This window comes from Stenotrophomonas maltophilia group sp. Smal12 (genome assembly GCF_037079935.1).
In the GTDB taxonomy this organism is placed as follows: Bacteria; Pseudomonadota; Gammaproteobacteria; order Xanthomonadales; family Xanthomonadaceae; genus Stenotrophomonas; species Stenotrophomonas sepilia.
Genome location: NZ_JBAWUK010000001.1, coordinates 50034 through 70038, shown reverse-complemented (window position 1 = coordinate 70038; position 20005 = coordinate 50034). Strand labels below are relative to the sequence as shown.

Sequence of the window (20005 nt, the reverse complement as noted above, 5' to 3'; positions counted from 1 at the left end):
GGCGGCATCCCCTCACACGTCCAGCAGCGGGCGGTGCTTGATGTGCCGGGCGAAGACCTGCATGAACTGCGGATCGACGCGCGCGCCCCACACGGCCAGCGAGTGGCCGACGATCCAGAGCACGACGCCGGGAATCCACAGTTGCAGGCCCAGCCCGACGGCAGCGGCCAGCGTGCCGTTGGCGATCGCCACGGTGCGCGGTGCGCCGCCCAGCAGGATCGGCTCGGTCAGCGAGCGATGCAGCGGCACCTCGAAGCCGAGCGCGAAGCCCGGCGTGCCTTCATCGGCGGCACTCATACGACGGCCCCGCCGGAGAACGAAAAGAAGGACAGGAAGAACGAGGATGCGGCGAACGCGATGGACAGGCCGAACACGATCTGGATCAGCTTGCGGAAGCCGCCCGACGTGTCGCCGAAGGCCAGCGCGAGGCCGGTCGCGATGATGATGATGACGGCCACGATGCGCGCGACCGGCCCCTGGATCGACTCCAGGATGGATTGCAGCGGCCCTTCCCAGGGCATCGAGGAACCGGCAGCCTGCGCGGTGCCGGCCGTCATCAGCATGATGGCGGCCAGCAGCAGGCCGCGATGGGCCGGCCGGGCCAGGCGCCGGAGGCGTGCAAGGATGGGAACCGGATTTACGGAAAGGCGGAAAGCAGGAACGTGCATCTGCGTCATGGCAGTTCTCCAAGTGGGTCGAGGGACGGGGAAGGCGCAGCGGCGGCGGCTGCGAGGGAAACCGGCGGCAGCTCGGGAAACGGCGTTTCCAGCGCGTCCGCCAGTTGGTAGCCGGCGGCGTCGAAGCCGACGACGCGGGCGATGCTTTCGACGTGGCGCTTGCGGCCACGCCCGGCGATGTGGATCACGACGTTGACCGCCTCGGCGATCAGCGCACGCGGCGGGTTCACCGCCACTTCGAGAATCAGTTGTTCCAGGCGCAGCAGCGCGCCCAGCGCGGAACCGGCGTGGATGGTGGCGATACCGCCGGGGTGGCCGGTGCCCCACACCTTCACCAAGTCCAGGGCTTCGCCGCCGCGCACCTCGCCGACGATTACGCGGTCGGGGCGCAGGCGCATCGTGGCGCGCACCAATTCCTGCATCGACACGACGCCGGCGCGGGTGCGCAGCGGCACGTGGTCGCGGGCCGCGCATTGCAGTTCGATGGTGTCTTCGAGCACCAGCACGCGGTCGCCGGTGGCGGCGATCTCGGCCAACAAGGCATTGGCGAGCGTGGTCTTGCCCGTACTGGTGCCGCCCGCGATCAGCACGTTCTGCCGTTCGCGTACCGCCCGCCGTAGGAACTCGGCCTGTGGCGCGGACAGGATGCCGTCGACCACGTAGCGATCCAGGCCGATGATGCTCACGGCCCGCTTGCGCAGCGCGAAGGCCGGGCCGGGCGCGGCCGGCGGCAGAATGCCCTCGAAGCGTTCGCCGGTTTCCGGCAACTCGGCGGTCAGCAGCGGCTGGCCGCGATGCACTTCCGCACCGACATGCGCGGCCACCAGGCGGATGATGCGTTCGCCATCGGCCTCGGACAGTTCGACGCCCAGCGGGGCGCGGCCCGACGACAGCCGATCCACCCATAGGGTGCGGTCGGGGTTGAGCATGATTTCCACCACGTCGGGGTCTTCCAGCGCGGTGGCGATCAGCGGCCCCATTGCCGTGCGCAGCATCTGGATGCGGCGATCCAGAGCAGCGGCGGTGGATGACTTCGGTGCGGCGCTCATGACGCACGCTCCCGCGCCTCGGCCAGCGCCGCCGCATCCTCCATCCGCACCGGGTCAGGGTGCAGTTCTTCCACCACGTCGCGCACCAAGCTGCGGCCGCGCAGCAGGTGGCGGCCAAGCTGTTCCACGAACTGCTCGAAGCGCGCCTTGCCCTGCGCGCGGGCCGCGTCCTGATGGGCTTCGGGAATCGGCGTGCTGACGGTCAGGAAGTAGCGGATGAACAGCGCCAGCGTTTCGATTTCGATGTTCTGGTCGCGCTCCAGGCGTTCGGCCTGGCGCGACAGGCGATCCAGCCGCCTGGCGATGGCCGCCTCGCGCTGGTCGCCGGCATCCGGCGATAGCCAGGACGCCAGGGCGGCGGCAACGATGCTGGATTTCGAGACGCCTTTCTTGGCGGCCAGTTCTTCGAGGCGCTTGGCATGTTCGGGCTGGATGAACAGGTTGAGGCGGTACTGGCTCATAGTTCGATTCCGTCGTTGGGATTCAGCGATGCCAGCCGGGCCGTGCGCTGCATGGCCGGGTCGAGCTGGCCGGGAAGCGGCAGCGGCAGGTCGTCGTCGTCATCGAGCAGCGCCAGGTCGTTGCCTGCGTGCTGCGGCTCGGGGCTGTATTCGGCGACTTCGGATAGCTCGGGCTGGCGACGTGGGCCGCCGTCGTCGGCGGTGCCCAGGCCATCGGCGGATGTCGTTGCAGGGGCGTCGGGCACGGCAGGAATCGCCAGGCCGCTCCAGTCATCCGGCCGCGAGGGCGGCGCATCGGCGTACTGCCCGGCTGCGAGCGCCGGCGGCGGCAGCACGCGCCGCTTGAAATTGGCGTCGGCGTAGTAGCGCAGCTTGTTCGCCTTGATGGGCGCCACGCTGGACACCATCACCACGGCCTCGTCGGGCGGAAGCTGCATCACTTCGCCCGGCGTCAGCAGCGGGCGAGCCGTCTCCTGGCGCGACACCATCAGGTGGCCCAGCCACGGCGCGAGCCGGTGGCCGGCGTAGTTGCGCTGCGCACGCAGTTCGGTGGCGGTGCCCAGCGTCTCGGAGATCCGCTTGGCGGTGCGCTCGTCGTTGGTCGCAAACGTCACGCGCACATGGCAGTTGTCGAGGATGGAATGGTTCTGGCCGTAGGCTTTGTCGATCTGGTTGAGCGACTGCGCGATGAGGAAGCTGCGGATGCCGTAGCCCGCCATGAAGGCCAGCGCCGTCTCGAAGAAATCGAGCCTGCCAAGCGCCGGGAACTCGTCGAGCATCAGCAGCAGCTTGTGGCGGCGCGCGATGCCGTCGCTGCCGTCGAGCGATTCCGTTAGGCGCCGGCCGATCTGGTTGAGGATCAGGCGAATGAGCGGTTTCGTCCGCGAAATGTCCGAAGGCGGGACCACCAGATACAGCGAGACGGGATGCTCGGATGCGATCAGGTCGGCGATGCGCCAATCGCAGCGCGAGGTGACTTCGGCCACCGTGGGGTCGCGGTAGAGGCCAAGAAACGACATGGCGGTGCTCAACACGCCCGAACGCTCGTTATCCGACTTGTTGAGCACTTCGCGCGCAGCGGACGCGACAACCGGGTGCGGTGCATCGCCCAGGTGCTTCGTCGTCATCATCCGGTGCAAGGTCAGCTCGAACGGGCTGGCCGGGTCGGACAGGAAGTTGGCGACGCCTCGCAGCGTCTTGTCCTCGCCCGCGTACAACACATGCAGGATGGCCCCGACCAGCAGCGCGTGCGAAGTCTTCTCCCAGTGGTTGCGCTTCTCCAGCGCGCCTTCGGGATCGACCAGGATGTCGGCAATGTTCTGCACGTCGCGCACCTCATGCGCGCCGCGCCGGACTTCCAGCAGCGGGTTGTAGGCCGCCGACTTCGCATCCGTGGGGTTGAACAGCAGGCAGTGCGAGAAGCGCGAGCGCCAGCCTGCGGTGATCTGCCAGTTCTCGCCCTTGATGTCATGGATGACGGCCGAAGCCGGCCAGGACAACAATGTCGGGACGACCAAGCCCACGCCTTTGCCCGAGCGCGTGGGCGCGAAGGTCAGGACGTGTTCCGGGCCTTCATGTCGCAGATACTCGTTGCGATACTTGCCGAGGAAGACGCCGGCCGGCTGCGTCAGCCCGGCTTTGCGAATGTCGTCGGCTTCGGCCCAGCGCGCCGAACCATAGGTCGTGACCAGCTTGGCCTGCCGCGAGCGCCACACCGACATGGCGATGGCCACCACCACGGCCAGCAGGCCGCTGCCGCCCGCGAAGGCCCCGCCGATGTCGAAGACCTGCGGCGCGTAGGCATCGAAGAAGAACCACCACTCGAACAGCCGCCAGGGGTGATAGACCGGCGTTCCGAAGAAATCGAACCAGGGCGAGCCAAGGCGTAGTTGATAGCCCAGGGCGGCGGCTGTCCATTGTGTGGCACCCCACACACCGGCGATCACGATGCCGAAGACGGCGGCGATCTGCCCGAACAACACGCCCTGACCTTGCATGACTGGCCTCCGATTTCCTCTGCGCTGATTCCTCGTTCACGCGCAGCACAAGGACGTGCCGCATGAAGTGAGGATCAGTGCCGGGTCGGTGCCGGTCAAAGACCGTTATCGGGAGAAAGGTCGAGTAATCGGAAAGAATTGGGGCTGCATCGCGCCAAAGAAAAACGCCGCAAGCGAAGGCGCGCTGCGGCGTGTCGAGCAGAAAAGCAGAGGTTTCGTGGTGGAGCACCCACGGTCAGAACTTCGGCGGACTCTCCGGCGGCGTGTAGGGCGTATTGCCGTCGCCATAGAACCGCTTGCGCGTGGCTTCGGCGACTCGATTGCAAAGCACGTCGCCCAGCTTGGGGCGATCCGTCTTGCATTGCTGGCGCAGTTCTTTCAGCCGCACGGGATCGGATGCCAGTTCTTCAACGCTGGGCGCGTCCGTCTTCTCTGGCGTGTCAGTGGGGCCGCAGGCCGTCAGCACCGCAGCAGCCAGCAGGAACGGAATGGTCTTCTTCATGGTTCGGATTCCTCCGGGACATCGGGTTCATCGCCTGGCGTCGGCCTGGCGGCCTCGGGCGAGTCGATGGCCTGCACGCGCTCGATGAAGCGAGCCAGCGTCTCCGATGGTTCGGCATCCAGGCGCAGCAGATAGGTGGTGAGCACGGGCGAACATCCCGCCAGCGCCCGTGCGACCACGCCTTGTTCGCGGCTGGCCGTGATGTGCGCTGCGCCCGTCAGCCCTAGGGCGAACCCGGCCGATACCAAGGCCATCATCAGGTCGCAGGACGCCACCCGCTCGGCCACCAGCGGTTCCATGTCCACGCGGCGCAGCAGGCGATCCACTTGTCGCGCGTGGCCTTCGCACGCCACCGGGTCGCAGAGCACCAGTGGGAAGCGCAGCACTTCTTCCAACGGAATCCGCTTGTACCTGAGCAGGTCATGCCGGGCCGGCACGGCCACCATCAGCGGATCGTTCCAGACAGGCATCGCTACGATGCCGTCACCTGCTTCGTCGGCGCGAGCGAACCCCACGTCGTACAGGTCGTCGTGCAGGCCCTTGATCTGCTGCGACAGCGGCACCTCGGTCAGGCGGATTTCGACTTCGGGTTCTTCCTGCCTGCACAGCGCCAGCAAGGCCGGCAGACGCGACGGCGTAATGCCGTCGGACAGGGCGATGCGCAACTGGCCGTGGAAGCCATTGGCCGCGGCCTTCGCACTGTCGCGCGCCTGCTGCAAAGCAGTGAACACGCGCGGCACGTGATCCAGGAACAGTTTGCCCGCACGGGTCAGTCGCGTGCTGCGCGTGGTGCGGGCGAACAGCGCCACGCCCAGTTCTTCCTCCAGCTCCTTGATGGCGCGTGACAATGGCGACTGCTCGATGTGCAGGCGCTCAGCTGCACGGGCGAAGTGCAATTCTTCGGCGACAGCCAGGAAGCAACGAAGATGGCGAAGCTCCATAACGTTCGCTCATTCCAACCAGGTAATTGGCTGAAAATCCACGGATTCACAGCATGCTCGCACGCGCGCCACTCCATCCAAGAAGTACGGCGTATGCTCGTGTCGGAACAGTGCCTCGGCATCGACCCAACGCTCCAGCAGGAAAAATCGGTTTTCCGATAGGCTTCCTCGGGCAATGCGATAGTCCAGACATCCTGGATCTTGAATGGCGGCCTCGCGTAATGCCTGCAGCACGTCACGCATTTCCTCTATGCGATCACTCGATGCCTTCAATGCGATGATCAATTCAACAACCGGCATGTCATCCTCATTGGAATTCAGCGGCATCGTCTCGTAGGCATACATGCTTGCCACCTTCGACAGTTGATGGAATCAAAGGCCATTTTGATGTCTTGGCGCTTTCCCTTACCGTCTACCACCACCAACCGCGGTAACCCCAGACAGGACCGTAGTAGGGATATGGATAGACCACGCGCGCTTCCTTCGTTTCGGGCCACAGATAAATCACGCTGGCATTGACTCTGGGCAATGTGTAGTCGTACTCGCCGATCTTGGTCGTGGTAGTACCTTCGATCGTGCCCACGACGGTGACCTCGCGTCCCGGGGCGAACACGACTGGATCGTAGAAGTCCGCGTGACAGGCGACGAAGCGTCCGCCTGCCGCATCCGGTGTGCTGCGGTTCGGGCGAGCATGGCTGTCGAGAGGTCGAGAGATCAGTTGCACGCAGGTCGAGTCCGGTCCTGGCTTGGTTTCGACGATGCTGCCACCCCAGCGCACTTGCGCAACGGCCTGCGCGCCGGCCGCCACATCGTGCGGGCTAACTTGGGTGAATGTGCCTTGCAGCGGCTTGGGCGCGGTGGCACAGGCGGTAAGGGCGATGCAGGCAGCAAGGGAAAGCAGGATACGAATTTCCATGAAGCTCTCCGATGGAGCAAAGGACGAGAATTGCAGGGACGGCCGTGATGGGGCCAATAGGACCCGAAACTCGCGCAATTTCTTCCCAAGGGCGGTAAGGTGGGCGCCGCTACGGAGACGGCCAGAGGGAGGAGAATCCGCCCCGCAGCGGCACCCAGACAAGCATCAGCGGCAGGACACCACCTCACCCGAGGCGTTGGTGCAGCTGCCGGTGTGGGTGAGCGTGCCGTTGCTGACTTCGGTCGAACCGGAGTAGCTGTTGCCATTGCGACCAGTCATCTCAGTGCTGCGGCTGCCGGAATAGCTTCCATCGTCGGTCTTGGCGAAGTTGCTGCTGCGACTAGCACTGCCCCCATTGGCACCTTCGACCGAGGCGTTGTAGTTGTAGCCGGCATTGCCTGCGCCATCCCGGTAACCGTTGGCCGTGCGGCTCGCACGCCCGCCATTCGCCCCTTGGACGGAGGCGGTCGCGCTCCTCCCGGCGCTGCCATCGGCATTGCGATAGGCATTGGCCTGATAATGGGCGCTCCCGCCATAGATGGTGCCGGCGCTGCCGGAGCGACTGGCGCTGCGATTGCCGTTTCCGTCGGCGCTGAAGTTACGGGTACGAGCATAGACGGCCGAGGGGTGTGTTGGCGTCGAGACGATGACCGGCGCGGGTTTCCTCACAACGACGGCTGTGGCGGGCGGTGCTGGCACCGCGACTACGACTGGCGCCGGTTTCCGTACTACGACGGTCGCTGCCGGCGGCGCGGGCGGCGGGACTACGACAACCGCAGCGTGCGCGCTGCTGATGTCCGCGAAGGGGATGGCGACGGCGGCCAGGACGGCCAGTTTCGAAATGATTTTCAGTAAATACATGGTGGGACTCCTGTGCTATGGGATAGGGGAAATGGCGGCGCGGGGACGCCGCGCTTGAAGGTGCCGGCGGTGGGAATCGCACGCTCTGCCAAGGATGCTCACCGACCATGCGTCAACATCCGCATACACTTCCCACGCGCCGGCGTAAGTAGGAGTGGCCGGTCTTGCTCCGATCTACCGTCAGAATCGACGTGCCAGGAATGCAGACATGCTGCGCTGGGTCTCGTCCTCGACCAGCGGACTGGCGCGCGCTTCGGACTGCAGCCTCGCGATCCGCAGGCCCGCGCCGAGGATCCATTTGGGAGATACCGCGTAACTGATCCCCGCCTGCATCGCGATTTCCTGAAGGCCACCGGAAGGCTCGTATTGCGCGAGTTCGGTACTGCCAAGCGGGACACCGAAGTAGGTCCGCATGTTTTCGTCATCTGCCCAGGTCGCCGACGGTCCGAAGGTGATACGCAGCCTGGGATTCAGGGTAATAACGCGCTCCAGACGGAGCGTCGCGATCATTCCTTGTTCGCTGTCGCCCAGCGCCTTGGCTCCGGTCAGCGTGGCCGATACCTGCTCATAGTTCCATTGCGCGAACACCAATGCGGCGCTGCCTCGCTCGATGTCTTCCACACCCGCTTCTCGCTGGCGATTGTCGGCTTCGCGAGGCTCGTTGGCTTGGGTGGAAAATCCTGCGCCGAAACGCCAGCCGCCATCGGTTTTCCATGCTGCGCCGGCTTGAAGTGGCGATCCGCCAAACGGGTTTCCCACGTAGAACGCACTTCCCGAGAAGCGCAGGCTCAGGACAGGAAGAGGAATGGTTCGCTGGTCATCGCTTCCCGGCGCATCCGGGATTGACGCCGCGCCCAGGCCGATCAGACCATGCATCTTGTGATCGTCGTCCGACGACCATGCATCTTGCGCACGCGCGTTGATCGGCTTGGCTGAAAGGAAGAGAGATGCGAGCGCAAGCACCGCACCCGTGAACTGCTTTGGCATCGGGCGATTCCTCGCGAAGGAAGAGAGCCCCGTTCACCGGCCCGGGAGAGACCGGGAGATGGGTGTGCCGGTGAACGGGGAGGAAACTGGCTATGCGAGGCTTAGTTGCCCCTGCCGGCCGCGGCCGCTTGCTGGGCGAATGCGCGGAGCTGATCCAGGGTCACGTAACCGTTTCCGGCGGCGTCGATCTTGGAGAAGTTCTTGGCGATCCGAGGCATGCCCCTCTCGGCCTCGGCTTGGGTCAGCTTGCCGTCCTGATCGGTGTCGGCCTGCTTGAACCGCGCTTCCAGCTGCTCGGCGGCCTTGGCACGATCAGCGCCGCCGAACTGCGGCGCGGCCAGGGCCAATCCAGGCAGCACCAGCAAGGAAGTCAGAATGAGGGATCGCATTTGGCAGTACTCCTATTGGGTTGATGGAATCAGGCGGAGTAGATCCGGCCTGATGAATCCATGCTAGGAAGTGCTGCTGCGAGAGGTGTTGCGCTCGGTAAGGCAGATGTTTCATTTCCTTACAGAGGTTTGGCGCGTACAGATGACCTTCAGTTCGGCGATGCCTGAACGGGCAGCACGATGGTCGCATGCAGGCCGCCTTCAGGCGGACTTTCCAGGCGCAGATCCCCGCCATGAATCCCTGCCAGGCGGTCCACGATCGCCAGACCCAGACCCGTGCCTCCGTTGTTCGAGCGTGCATCGTCGGCACGCGTGAATGGCCGCGTCAGGTACTCCACCTGGTCCGGCGGAATGCCGGGGCCAGCGTCACGAACACGGATGCTCACACATCCATCGCCGACCTGCGTGTCTACGGCCAGCCCTGTCTTGCCGTAGCGCACGGCATTTTCCATCAGGTTGGCGATGGCACGTTGCAATGCCAGCGGCCGCAAGCACATCGTAGGAAGGGCAGGGTCCAGATTCAGAGCGAAAGTGTCCCCACGCTCGCCGAATTCCGCGGCAAGCTGCTGTACGAGGATGTTGACGTCGAGTATGGACGGTGCCTCGTCACCCTCGGTTCGGCCGAAGTCCAGGAACTGGCCGAGGATTGCATCGATCTGCTGGATGTAGCCGCTGGCGGTGTGCTCGTCCAGCTGGTCCATGGCCAGCAACAGGCGCAGCTTGGTCAACGGCGTTCGGATGTCGTGCGAGATGCCGGCCAACATCAGCGTACGCATGCCTTCGTTGCGTTCCAGGTTCTCGGCCATGCGATTGAACTGCCTCGTGACCGCTGCCAGTTCGCTGGGTCCGTCTTCGGGCAGTCTACCGGGCGCCCGGCCGCTACCCAGGGCATGGGTTGCGCGTTGCAGCTGCCGTAGCGGGCGATTGATTCTTCGCTGGATGAGCCAGGCAGCCAGCAACATCAGGCCGACGATCAGCCCCGAAGTGGCCACGGCGACGGTCATGGCCCGGTCGCGCAGCTGCACATGAAGCGGTAACGATAGCCAGTAGGCCTGATCACCCACCTGCATCCGTACATGGGCAGCGCCCAGGTGCGTGATCGCCGGCCGGCTGCCTGGCGGCAGTTGTCTCTCCAGGCGCCGGGCAAAATCGGTCAGCCAAATGCCGCCGCTCTCCTCCCCGTGAGAAGCATTCCCCTCAATGGCGGGGCTGATCTTCATGGCGCCTTCGGCGTTGATCCGCCGGATCACGTCGTCGCGCTCGCCAGGAGGCAGTGCCGCGAGGATGACGCGTTGGGTGTTGATCTGCGAGGCGACAAGCGTCGCCAGCCCTTCGCTGCGGGGCTTCTGCAGGAGTTGGTAGAAGGTCGCGAACACCGAGAACTCCAGCGCCAGCGCCAGAACCATCAGCAGCAGAAAATTACGCGCCAGTAGCGACCTGGGCCAGGGCAGTTTCATTCGGAGGCCTGGGCAACGAACATGTAGCCTACGCCCCATACCGTGCGGATGTAGCGTGGTGATGACGGGTCGTCCTCGATCTTGCGTCGTAGACGCAGGACCTGCACATCCAGGCTGCGATCGAGCGAGTCGTACTCGCGCCCCTTCAGCTTCTCCAGCAGATGCTCGCGGCTCAAGGGGCGCCCGGCATTGGTCGCCATAATGCGCAAGAGCTGAAATTCCGAACTGGAGAGCGCCAGTACCTCACCATGGCGTGTCACCTCCATCCGAGTCAGATTGAGAATGAAGGGCCCGAAGTGGATGACGTTGCCACCGGCCCAGCGGCCATCGCAGTTCACCATGGACTGCCGGCGCAGGATCGAATGCAGCCGTGCAATCAGCTCGCGCGGGTCGAAAGGTTTCGCCAGATAGTCGTCAGCGCCCATTTCAAGGCCCAGGATCCTGTCCACCGCCGCCCCGCGTGCGGTCAGCATCAGGATGGGAACGGTGCTTCCCTCCGCGCGCAGGCGACGGCAAATCGACAAGCCGTCCTCGCCAGGCATCATCAGGTCCAGGATCAGTACGTCGAAGGGTTCACGCCGTAGTCGTTCGTCGAGTCGGTCGGCGGAAGCCAGAATCTGTACGTCGAAGCGATGCTCGCCCAGATAGCGGCGCAGCATGTCGCGCAATTCCAGGTCATCGTCGACGACCAGTATTCGGTGCGGTGCATCTTCCACGGAGTCTGCCATTCACGAAGGGTTAGACAAATTCTTCGCGCAAGAGGCGTTGCCTTGCAACCGCAACCGCACCGTCAGGGCATGATGAATCTCGGAAATAGCCCTTTTGTTTCAGCCACTTGTCCATGACGGTCGACCAAGGCTGTAACCGAATGTAACAACATGTGCGCAGTTTGAAGCCGATTGGGCAGGCGGCGTTCGTACCATGCCGCCCCGACGAGGAAGGTTCGTAACGGCCCCGCATCGATCCATGCCGATCGGGGCTCGGCCCTTCCTTCTCTCCCTTCCTTGCTTCCGTGTGGCCTATTCCAGTGAAAGTCCGACGTTGGCGCCCTGTGGCGCTGCTTACCCTTTTGCTCGTTGTGATCGTTCTCGTAGCCAGCTTACTAGCTTAGACATCGTCAAGCAGGCCAAGGCGACGAGAATGTATCGCGGGTCGTGCGGACCACAGCGATCGCCGTACGCGACGTGCCTGTATTTCTGAACGCGGTCGGTACCGTCACGCCATCGACCACGGTCATCGTGCGTGCCCAAGTACAAGGCACGTTGGCCTCGATCAACTTCAGGGAAGGACAAGTGGTCGCCCGCGGCGATCTGCTGGCTACGATCGATGATCGTGCGTTGCGGGCGCAGTTGCAGACGGCGGAAGGCGCGCTGCTGCGAGATCGCGCACAACTCGCCAACGCGCGCCGCGACCTGGATCGCACGCGGGCGCTGGTCGACATTGGCTCCGCCTCGCGCCAGCAGCTCGACACGCAAGAGACTGCGGTCCAGCAGGCCGAGGGCATAGTCAAGGCGGACTCGGGCTCGGTGGACAACCTGCGCGTACAGCTGAGCTATACCCGGATCACCGCGCCCATCGACGGTGTGGTGGGCCTGCGGGCGGTGGATCTTGGCAATCTTGTGCAATCCGGTGATGCCAACGGCGTTGCCACGCTGACGAGCGTATCGCCGACGACGGTGAAGTTCGCGCTATCGATCGACCAGATGTCCCGTGTACTCAACGCACGGCGACAAGGTCCTGTACGGGTTGATGCGTTGGGCCGGGACGGCGGCGACGTGCTTGCCGAGGGCAGCCTGGAGGCCATCGACAACCGCGTGGACGCCGCAACAGGAACGGTGATGTTGCGCGCCCAGTTCAACGATGCCGCGCACCGATTGTTTCCCAACCAATTCGTCAGCGCGCGGGTCCATCTGCAGACACTGGAAAACGCCATGGTCGTGCCGCTTTCGGCGATCCGGTACGGCAACCAGGGTGCCTATGTCTTCATGATCAAAGACGACAAGGCGCATCTGCAGAACGTAACGATGGGGCCGACCCTGGACAGCCAAAGCGTGGTGGTCGCCGACGCGCTCAAGCCCGGCATGCAGATCGCAGTCGACGGCATCGACGCGCTGGAGGACGGTGTTGCGGTGCGCGTGGTCGCGCCGGCGCAAGCCGGGCGTTGAACCTACGCCATGAATCTCTCCAGCACCTTCATCCGCCGGCCGGTGGCCACCGCACTGCTGATGGTCGGCGTACTGCTTGCCGGTCTTATCGGCTATCGCAGCTTGCCGATCTCGGCACTGCCAGAAGTCGACTATCCCACCCTGCAGGTCTACACCGAGTATCCCGGCGCTGGACCCGACGTAACCGCGAACACCCTTACCGCACCGCTCGAGCGCCAGCTGGGACAGATCGCGGGACTGGAGCGTATGCGGTCGAGCAGTGCCAATGGTGCCTCGGTCATTACGTTGCAATTCGGCCTGTCCACCTCGCTGGAGGAAGTGGAGCAGGAAGTGCAGGCCGCGATCAACGCGGCGCGGGCACGCCTGCCCGACGACCTGCCTTATCCCCCGGTCTACAGCAAGGTCAACCCAGCCGACACGGCGGTGCTGACGCTCGCCATGACGTCCGACGTGCTGCCGCTGACGCAGGTGCAGGCGTTGGCCGAGACGCGCATCTCGCAGAAGATCTCGCAGATGTCCGGTGTCGGGCTGGTAACGGTCAGCGGCGGCCACCGTCCCGCAGTCCGCGTTACGGTCGATACACGCCAGCTCGCCAGCCACGGGCTGACGCTGGCAGACGTCGAGGCGGCCCTGACCGCCGCCAACGTCAACCTTCCCAAGGGCACCATAGACGGTCCGACGGTCGCCTACGCGATCGGCGCCAACGACCAGTTGGTCGAACCGGAAGAATATGCATCGTTGGTGCTGGCCTGGCACGATGGTGCGCCGCTGTATCTGCGCGAAGTGGCGCAGATCGCCACCGGAGCGGAAGACACGCGACAGGCGGCCTACGCGAACGACACGCCGGCGATCCTGATCAGCATCCAGCGCCAACCCGGTGCCAACGTGATCAGGACCGTCGACGGCATTCGCGCCGCGCTGCCGAGCCTGTCGGCCGCCCTGCCCAGCTCGGTCCGTCTGCAGATACTGAGCGACCGAACCGAGACGATCCGCGCATCGGTTCACGACGTGCAGGTCGAACTGCTGATTGCGATCGTGCTGGTGGTAGCGGTGATCTGGGTATTCCTGCGCAACTGGCCAGCGACGATCATCCCGGGCATCACCGTCCCATTGTCCCTGCTTGGCACGGTGGCGATCATCTATGGGCTGGGGTTCAGCCTCAACAATCTGACCCTGATGGCGTTGACCGTGGCCACTGGCTTCCTGGTCGACGATGCCATCGTGATGATCGAAAACATCAGCCGGCACATGGCGATGGGCAAGTCGCGCATGCAGGCCGCTTTGGAAGGTGCCGGACAGGTCGGCTTCACCATCGTATCGCTGTCGGCAGCCTTGATCGCGGTAATGATCCCGCTGTTGTTCATGGGCGACGTGGTTGGCCGCCTGTTCCGCGAGTTTGCAGTGACCCTCTCGGTGGCCATCGTGGTGTCGGCAGGCGTGACCCTGACGCTGGTACCGATGCTGTGCGCGCGCGTGCTCAAGCCGGAGGCCGAGCACGACGAGGCAGGGTTCTTCGTGCGCCTGGAGCGTGGCTATGCACGATTGCTGGATCGCCTGATGCAGCGCCGTGCGGCGGTCATGCTTGCCGTGGCCGGCGCGACGGTGCTGACCCTGGCGCTGTTGTGGGCGCTGCCGAAGGGCCTGTTCCCGGTGCAGGACACCAGCATGCTGCAGGGCGCGCTGCAAGTCGATGCGCACAGTGCGTTCTCGCGCATCCAAGAGCGCGAGCAGGCCGCAGCGCGGCTGGTGGCTGCCGATTCGGCCGTGGAGAACATCTCCATCAGCGCCGGCGTGAGCCAGACCAACACCGCGCTCGGGACCGTGCCAATGCTCGTGCGCCTGAAGGCGGGAAAGGACACCAGCGCCACAGTCATCAAACGCCTCGCCGACAAGGCGCAGCGCGCCGGTATGGTGCTGCACCTGCGCCCGGTCCAAGACCTGACACTCGATACCCAGTCCTCGTCCATGCCCTATGCGGCAGGCCTAGAGTCCACCGATCGTGGCCTGCTGGCCGAGTGGACGTCGAAGCTGATGGCCGCCATGCGAGCCGATCCAGCGTTCTCTGCGGTGGACAGCCAGGCAGCCCGCCGGGGCCTGCAGGCACGTTTGGACGTGGATCGGGTCGCGGCTTCGCGCCTGGGCGTGAACATGCGCAGTATCGATGACACACTGTACGCAGCGTTTGGTCAGAATCAGGTCTCGACCATCTATACCGACCTGAGCCAGTACCACGTCGTACTGGCCGCCAAGGGCGGCCTGCAGGACATACGGGACGTGCTGCAGCGCATCCACGTACCCGGCACCAATGGCACCCCTGTCTTGCTGGCCGCGCTGGCCACGATCGACGCGGGGGACGCGCCGGTATCATTCGAGCGTCAGGGGCAGTTCCCTTACGCCGATATCGGTTTCGATCTGGCCGATGGCGTCACCCTCGGCGACGCGGTGAAGCGGCTGGACTCCATTGCCAAGGACATCGGCCTGCCGGCTGCGGTCACGCTGCATCTGGAAGGCGCGGCCGGCAGCCTGGGCGGCGCCATGTCCGGCCAAGCCATTCTGATGCTGGCGGCGGTGCTGGTGGTGTATCTGGTGCTGGGCATGCTCTATGAGAGCTTCATCCACCCGTTGACGATCCTGTCCACCTTGCCCTCGGCAGTGTTGGGTGCGCTGGCGGCGCTGATGTTGAGCGGCAGCCAGTTCGACGTGATCGGAACCATCGGCGTGGTGCTGCTGGTCGGCATGGTCATGAAGAACGCGATCATGATGATCGATTTCGCGCTGGAGCTGGAGCGTGACCACAGCCTGGACGGTACCGAGGCGATCAAGCGCGCCTGCGAGCAGCGCTTCCGGCCGATCCTGATGACCACGCTGGCCGCATTGCTGGGCGCCGTTCCGCTGGCGTTCGGCAGCGGCATGGGCGCGGAGCTGCGCCACCCGCTGGGCCTGGCCATCATCGGTGGGCTGATCGTGAGCCAGTTGCTGACACTGTTCTCCACGCCGGTGATCTACCTGTTGCTGCGTCCGGCCGAGCAGGCCCTGGCCAAGCGGATCTAAGCCATGGCGATCGATCTGTCCGGTCCGTTCGTGCGTCGGCCGGTGGCCACCACTCTGATCGCCGTCGGCATCATGCTGCTGGGCCTGCTGGCCTTTCGCATGCTGCCGGTGGCTTCGCTGCCGCAGGTGGAATTCCCCACCATCGCCGTTACCGCCAACCTTCCCGGTGCCGATCCGGATACCGTCGCCAGTTCGTTGGCCACGCCACTGGAGCGCCAGTTCAGCGCCATCGCCGGGATCACCGACATGACGTCGGTCAGCTATAGCGGCTCGGTGCGCATCGTGATCCAGTTCGACCTGGCCCGCGACGTGGACGGCGCCGCACGCGACGTGCAGGCCGCCATCAACGCCGCGATGAGCCGCCTGCCCAGCGACATGGACGGCGTGCCGACCTATCGCAAGGTCAACCCCGCCGAAGCGCCAATCATGGCGCTGGCGCTGACCTCGCAGACCGATGACAGTGCCGCGCTGTACGACGCAGCATCCACGTTGCTGCAGCAGAAGCTGCTTCAGACCGAAGGCGTGGGCGATGTGCAGGTCGGTGGCGGCGCGCTGCCGGCCGTGCGTGTGGAGCTGGACGGGCAGCGGCTGAGCCAGTACGGGATCGGTCTGGACCAGATCCGGCAGTTGCTGAACGGTGCCAATGCGCGTCGCGCCAAGGGATCGGTGCAGGTCGGCGACGCCGAATACGCGCTGGCCGCCAACGACGATCTGCTGCAGGCGGCCGCCTACCGGGACCTGGTGGTGCGCGACAACGCCGGCGCGGTGGTCCGGCTGTCCGACCTGGGCTCGGTCACCGATTCGACGCAGAACGTCCGCAGCTTCGGCTTGATGAACGGGCGGCCGGGCGTGGCACTGATCATCAGCAAGCGCCCCGGCGCCAACGTGGTCGAGACCGTGGACCGGGTCCGCGCGCAGCTGCCGGAATTGCAGGCCGCCGTGCCCGCCACCATGAAGCTGGACGTGATGCTGGACCGGACCCAGACCATCCGCGCCTCGCTGCACGAGGTGGAGCTGACGCTGGTGGTGTCGATCCTGCTGGTGATCGCGGTGACAGCGGTCTTCTTCCGCGACTGGCGCGCCACCCTGGTGCCGGCGGTCGCGGTGCCGCTGTCGCTGCTGGGTACCTTCGCAGTGATGTGGGCGCTGGGCTACAGCATGAACATCCTCTCGCTGATGGCGCTGATCGTCGCGGCCGGATTCGTTGTGGACGACGCCATCGTGGTGGTGGAGAACATCATGCGCCACCAGCAGATGGGCAAGAGCCGCGTGCAGGCGGCGCTGGACGGCGCGCGCGAGGTTGGTTTCACCGTGTTCTCAATCAGCGTCTCGCTGGTGGCGGTGTTCATTCCGCTGCTGCTGATGTCTGGCCTGGTCGGACGCCTCTTCCGCGAGTTCTCGGTCACGCTTGCGGCCGCGGTGCTGGTATCGATGGTCATCTCGCTCACCGTCACCCCGATGATGAGCCGCATGCTGTTGCGTCCGGCGGACGACGCGCGGCACCCCGATGGGCAGGGCGCTTCCCCCGATGGCTTCTATGGACGCACACTGCGCTGGACGCTGCAGCGCCCGCGGCTGATGGCCTGGGCTACCGCTGCGGTCGTCGGCCTGGGACTGGTCGTGTTCGCGGTCATGCCCAAGGGCTTCTTCCCGCAGCAGGACACGGGCTTGCTGCTGGGCCAGGTCTATGGGCCGCAGAACATCTCCTTCGGGCAGATGCGCGATCGCTTCAGCGAAGTGGTACGCATGTTGCGCGGCAATCCGTCCGTCGACCAGGTGATCGGCGTCCTCGGGGCTACCGGCAGCAGCGCCTCCAACGCCGGCGCGCTCTACGTCACGCTCAAGCCGCTGCACGATCCGCGCCAGGACAGCGCGGATGTGGTCATCGACCAGTTGCGCAAGACCTTCGCCAATGAGGCCGGCGTGCAAGTGACGCTGCAGGCCGTGCAGGACATCGGCGTCGGCGGGCGGCAGTCGGCCGGGCAATATCAGTTCACCTTGTCGGCCGACAACCGCGCGGCCCTGGATGTGGCCGCTGCGCGGGTCGAACAGGCCATGCGCAAGGTTTCGTTGATCACCGACGTCAGCTCCGACCTGATGGACGGCAGCGTCGAGGCGCAGATCGAGATCGACCGGCCCGCTGCCGCGCGGCTCGGCGTATCGGCGCAGGCCATCGATCAGGCGCTCTACGATAGCTTCGGCCAGCGCCTAGTTTCCACGATCTACCGGGAAATGAACCAGTACAACGTGGTCATGGGGCTGGACCCGTCGCAGGCTGGCAACCCCGCGACGCTGGACCAGATCTACGTCACGCCTGGTCACGGCAGCGAGCTGGTGCCACTGTCGGCAATAGCGCGCTGGAGCGTGCAGAAGACCAGCCTGTCACAGTCCCACCAAGGCCAATTCCCCGCCGTCACGCTGTCCTACAACCTCAGTCCCGGCGCTTCGCTGGGACCGGCGCAACGCGCGATACGGCAGGCGGTCGATGCGCTGCACCTGGACCCAGGCATCGCCGCGGCGCCTGCAGGCAATGCCAAGGCCTTCGCCGACACGGTCAAGACGATGCCGTTGCTGATTGTCACCGCGCTGCTGGCCGTATACATCGTGCTGGGCATGCTCTACGAGAGCCTGCGTCATCCGCTGACCATCCTCTCCACCTTGCCCTCTGCCGGCATCGGTGCGCTGATCGCGCTGGCGGCGGGGGGCTTCGAGTTCAGCATCATCGCGCTGATCGGCGTGATCCTGCTGATCGGCATCGTCAAGAAGAACGCGATCTTGATGATCGATTTCGCATTGCAGGTCGAGCGCGCCGAGGGACTGTCTCCGCAGGAGGCGATCCTGCGTGCCAGTCTGGTGCGGCTCCGCCCCATCATGATGACCACGCTTGCGGCAATCCTGGGAGCAGTCCCCCTGGTCATCGGTTCCGGCTACGGCTCCGAGTTCCGGCAACCACTGGGCGTGGCGATCATCGGCGGGCTGATGCTCAGCCAGGTGCTGACGCTCTATTCGACACCGGCGATCTATGTGCTCATGGATCGATTCGGCACCCTCCACCGCAGGACCCCACCATGACACGCATTTCCCGATCTCGCAGGCGCCTGCTCGCCAGCGCGCTACTGCCTCTGGCGCTGGCGGCCTGCACCGTGGGCCACGACTATGTCCGGCCCGACCTGCCCGTCCCCGAACGGTTCGAGGAGGGCGGCATGGTGTGGACGCGTGCCGACCCGGAACCGACTGAATGGTACGGCGAGGCCTGGTGGCAGGCCTGGCACGATCCCGACCTCAATGAGCTGCAAGAGCGCGCGCAACAGGCCAACCTGTCCATTGCGGCAGCGGACGCCGCGTGGCGCCAGGCTCAGGCGGCAATCGGCGAGGTCCGTGCGGCCGGGAGGCCGCAGGTCAGCATGGGCGTTTCGCAAAGCCGCAGCGAGAACACGGCGGCTGCGCAGGGGCTGGGCGAGGGACAGGTGCGCCAGCAAGCTACTGCACAGGGTACCGTGAGCTGGGAGCTGGACCTGTGGGGAGCCGTGCGCAGGCGCGCCGAAGCCCAAAGTGCGCAGGCCGAGGCCTCGGCGCAGGATCTGCATGCGCAACGGCTGAGCATCGCCGCGACCGTGGCCAGCACCTATCTGTCGTTGCGCCAGACCGAAGTGCAGATGGCGCTACTGGAGAATCAGGTCGATGCCAACGGCCGACTGCTGGAGATGACCGAACGGGCGAATGAGCTTGGCACCGCCTCGCCCAACGACGTGGTGGAGACGCGCAACGCACTGGACAGCAGCATCATGGGACTGGAAGCGGCCTCGGCCACGCGCGCCCGGTGCCTGCATGCGCTGGCCGCGCTCACCGGGCAGGCACCGTCATCGTTCGTGCTGGCTCCCAGGCCCGAATACGGGTTCGAGGCACCGGCGCCCCCGGCGGTGATGCCGGCCGAACTGCTGCGGCGCCGCCCCGACGTGATGGCGGCCGAGGCACGGGTCAAGGCTGCCAATGCGCAGGTGGGAGCCGCGCAGGCCGCGTATTTCCCGAGCCTGGGGTTGTCGGCCAACGGTGGCTATGTCGGCGGCAGCGTCGACGATCTGCTCGATGCGCCGCTGCGAACCTGGTCGCTCGGCGCGCAACTGCTGGGCACGGTGTTCGACGGTGGTGCGCGTCGATCGCAAACGGCGCAGGCGCGCGCCGGCTACGAGGCTACCGTTGCCCAGTACCGTCAGAGCGTGCTGGGCGCACTACAGGAAACCGAGGATGCGCTGTCGGACTATGGTTATCAGCAACGCCAGGCCGCATACGCGGCGCGTGCGACCTTCGACCGCCAGGAAGTCTGGCAGCGCAAGCAACGCGAGCAGATGCTGGGCACGGCGAGCGAGCGCGACGTGCTGGTGGAGACGTTGAGCATGCTCGATGCGCAACAGACCGCGCTGAGCGCGCAAGGCGCATTGGCCCAGGATGCGGTGGCGCTTTTCAAGGCGGTTGGTGGCGGCTGGCAGGAGTAGCAAAGTAGTCGAGGGATTTTCCAGCAACGCCCGCCGATCGGCATCTTCGGCGACCTGGA

The 20005-nt window shown here is 65.3% G+C and carries 18 protein-coding genes; 4 read left to right on the top strand and 14 right to left on the bottom strand.

Going from position 1 to position 20005, the window contains the following annotated elements; all coding sequences use genetic code 11:
* Window positions 1-12: 12 nt before the first annotated feature.
* From WDC87_RS00345 to WDC87_RS00280, 14 genes are all read right to left on the bottom strand, one after another.
* Window positions 13-297, bottom strand: a complete 285-nt coding sequence (locus WDC87_RS00345) for a VirB3 family type IV secretion system protein (RefSeq protein WP_014646145.1) — start codon at window positions 295-297, stop codon at window positions 13-15.
* On the bottom strand, window positions 294-677 hold the full coding sequence (locus WDC87_RS00340) for a TrbC/VirB2 family protein (protein WP_014646144.1): 384 nt from the start codon (window positions 675-677) through the stop codon (window positions 294-296). The genes WDC87_RS00345 and WDC87_RS00340 overlap by 4 nt, the downstream gene beginning before the upstream one ends.
* Window positions 674-1726: a P-type conjugative transfer ATPase TrbB gene (gene trbB, locus WDC87_RS00335; protein ID WP_014646143.1), complete on the bottom strand. Its 1053-nt coding sequence runs from the start codon at window positions 1724-1726 to the stop codon at window positions 674-676. Before trbB ends, WDC87_RS00340 begins: the two co-directional genes overlap by 4 nt.
* Window positions 1723-2187, bottom strand: coding sequence for a ribbon-helix-helix protein, CopG family (locus tag WDC87_RS00330; protein ID WP_014646142.1), 465 nt, complete (start codon window positions 2185-2187; stop codon window positions 1723-1725). Before WDC87_RS00330 ends, trbB begins: the two co-directional genes overlap by 4 nt.
* Window positions 2184-4184, bottom strand: coding sequence for a conjugal transfer protein TraG (locus tag WDC87_RS00325; protein ID WP_019184027.1), 2001 nt, complete (start codon window positions 4182-4184; stop codon window positions 2184-2186). Before WDC87_RS00325 ends, WDC87_RS00330 begins: the two co-directional genes overlap by 4 nt.
* Before the next feature lie 235 nt (window positions 4185-4419).
* The gene (locus WDC87_RS00320; protein ID WP_014646140.1) at window positions 4420-4686 is read right to left on the bottom strand and encodes an EexN family lipoprotein; all 267 of its coding nucleotides are present in this window, start codon (window positions 4684-4686) and stop codon (window positions 4420-4422) included.
* Window positions 4683-5627 carry a LysR family transcriptional regulator gene (locus tag WDC87_RS00315; protein WP_014646139.1) on the bottom strand — a complete coding sequence of 315 codons (945 nt, stop codon included), beginning with the start codon at window positions 5625-5627 and terminating at the stop codon, window positions 4683-4685. The genes WDC87_RS00320 and WDC87_RS00315 overlap by 4 nt, the downstream gene beginning before the upstream one ends.
* A 9-nt stretch (window positions 5628-5636) precedes the next feature.
* Window positions 5637-5972, bottom strand: a complete 336-nt coding sequence (locus WDC87_RS00310; RefSeq protein WP_034010246.1) for a putative quinol monooxygenase — start codon at window positions 5970-5972, stop codon at window positions 5637-5639.
* 67 nt (window positions 5973-6039) lie between these two features.
* A complete protein-coding gene (locus WDC87_RS00305) occupies window positions 6040-6543 on the bottom strand; it encodes a Slp family lipoprotein (protein ID WP_019184026.1) in 504 nt (167 codons plus the stop codon).
* Window positions 6544-6708: 165 nt separating this feature from the next.
* Window positions 6709-7404, bottom strand: coding sequence for a hypothetical protein (locus WDC87_RS00300; RefSeq protein ID WP_099589019.1), 696 nt, complete (start codon window positions 7402-7404; stop codon window positions 6709-6711).
* A 180-nt stretch (window positions 7405-7584) separates the two neighbouring features.
* A complete protein-coding gene (locus tag WDC87_RS00295; protein ID WP_019184024.1) occupies window positions 7585-8391 on the bottom strand; it encodes a MipA/OmpV family protein in 807 nt (268 codons plus the stop codon).
* Between the two features lie 101 nt (window positions 8392-8492).
* Complete coding sequence (locus tag WDC87_RS00290; protein WP_034010244.1) at window positions 8493-8780, bottom strand: EF-hand domain-containing protein; 288 nt, start codon at window positions 8778-8780, stop codon at window positions 8493-8495.
* A 149-nt stretch (window positions 8781-8929) separates the two neighbouring features.
* Window positions 8930-10237 carry an ATP-binding protein gene (locus WDC87_RS00285; RefSeq protein WP_252745386.1) on the bottom strand — a complete coding sequence of 436 codons (1308 nt, stop codon included), beginning with the start codon at window positions 10235-10237 and terminating at the stop codon, window positions 8930-8932.
* Window positions 10234-10953 (bottom strand): response regulator, encoded by a 720-nt coding sequence (locus WDC87_RS00280; protein ID WP_014646135.1) that lies wholly within the window; start codon window positions 10951-10953, stop codon window positions 10234-10236. The genes WDC87_RS00285 and WDC87_RS00280 overlap by 4 nt, the downstream gene beginning before the upstream one ends.
* A gap of 438 nt (window positions 10954-11391) precedes the next feature.
* On the opposite strand from WDC87_RS00280, the gene WDC87_RS00275 reads away from it, so the two are divergent.
* The 4 genes from WDC87_RS00275 to WDC87_RS00260 are packed head-to-tail and all read left to right on the top strand — an operon-like array spanning window position 11392 to window position 19946.
* On the top strand, window positions 11392-12402 hold the full coding sequence (locus tag WDC87_RS00275; RefSeq protein WP_014646134.1) for an efflux RND transporter periplasmic adaptor subunit: 1011 nt from the start codon (window positions 11392-11394) through the stop codon (window positions 12400-12402).
* A 9-nt stretch (window positions 12403-12411) separates the two neighbouring features.
* Complete coding sequence (locus WDC87_RS00270; RefSeq protein WP_014646133.1) at window positions 12412-15453, top strand: efflux RND transporter permease subunit; 3042 nt, start codon at window positions 12412-12414, stop codon at window positions 15451-15453.
* A 3-nt stretch (window positions 15454-15456) separates the two neighbouring features.
* Window positions 15457-18525 (top strand): efflux RND transporter permease subunit, encoded by a 3069-nt coding sequence (locus WDC87_RS00265; protein WP_252745385.1) that lies wholly within the window; start codon window positions 15457-15459, stop codon window positions 18523-18525.
* Window positions 18522-19946, top strand: coding sequence for an efflux transporter outer membrane subunit (locus WDC87_RS00260; RefSeq protein ID WP_034010241.1), 1425 nt, complete (start codon window positions 18522-18524; stop codon window positions 19944-19946). Before WDC87_RS00265 ends, WDC87_RS00260 begins: the two co-directional genes overlap by 4 nt.
* Window positions 19947-20005: the final 59 nt, after the last annotated feature.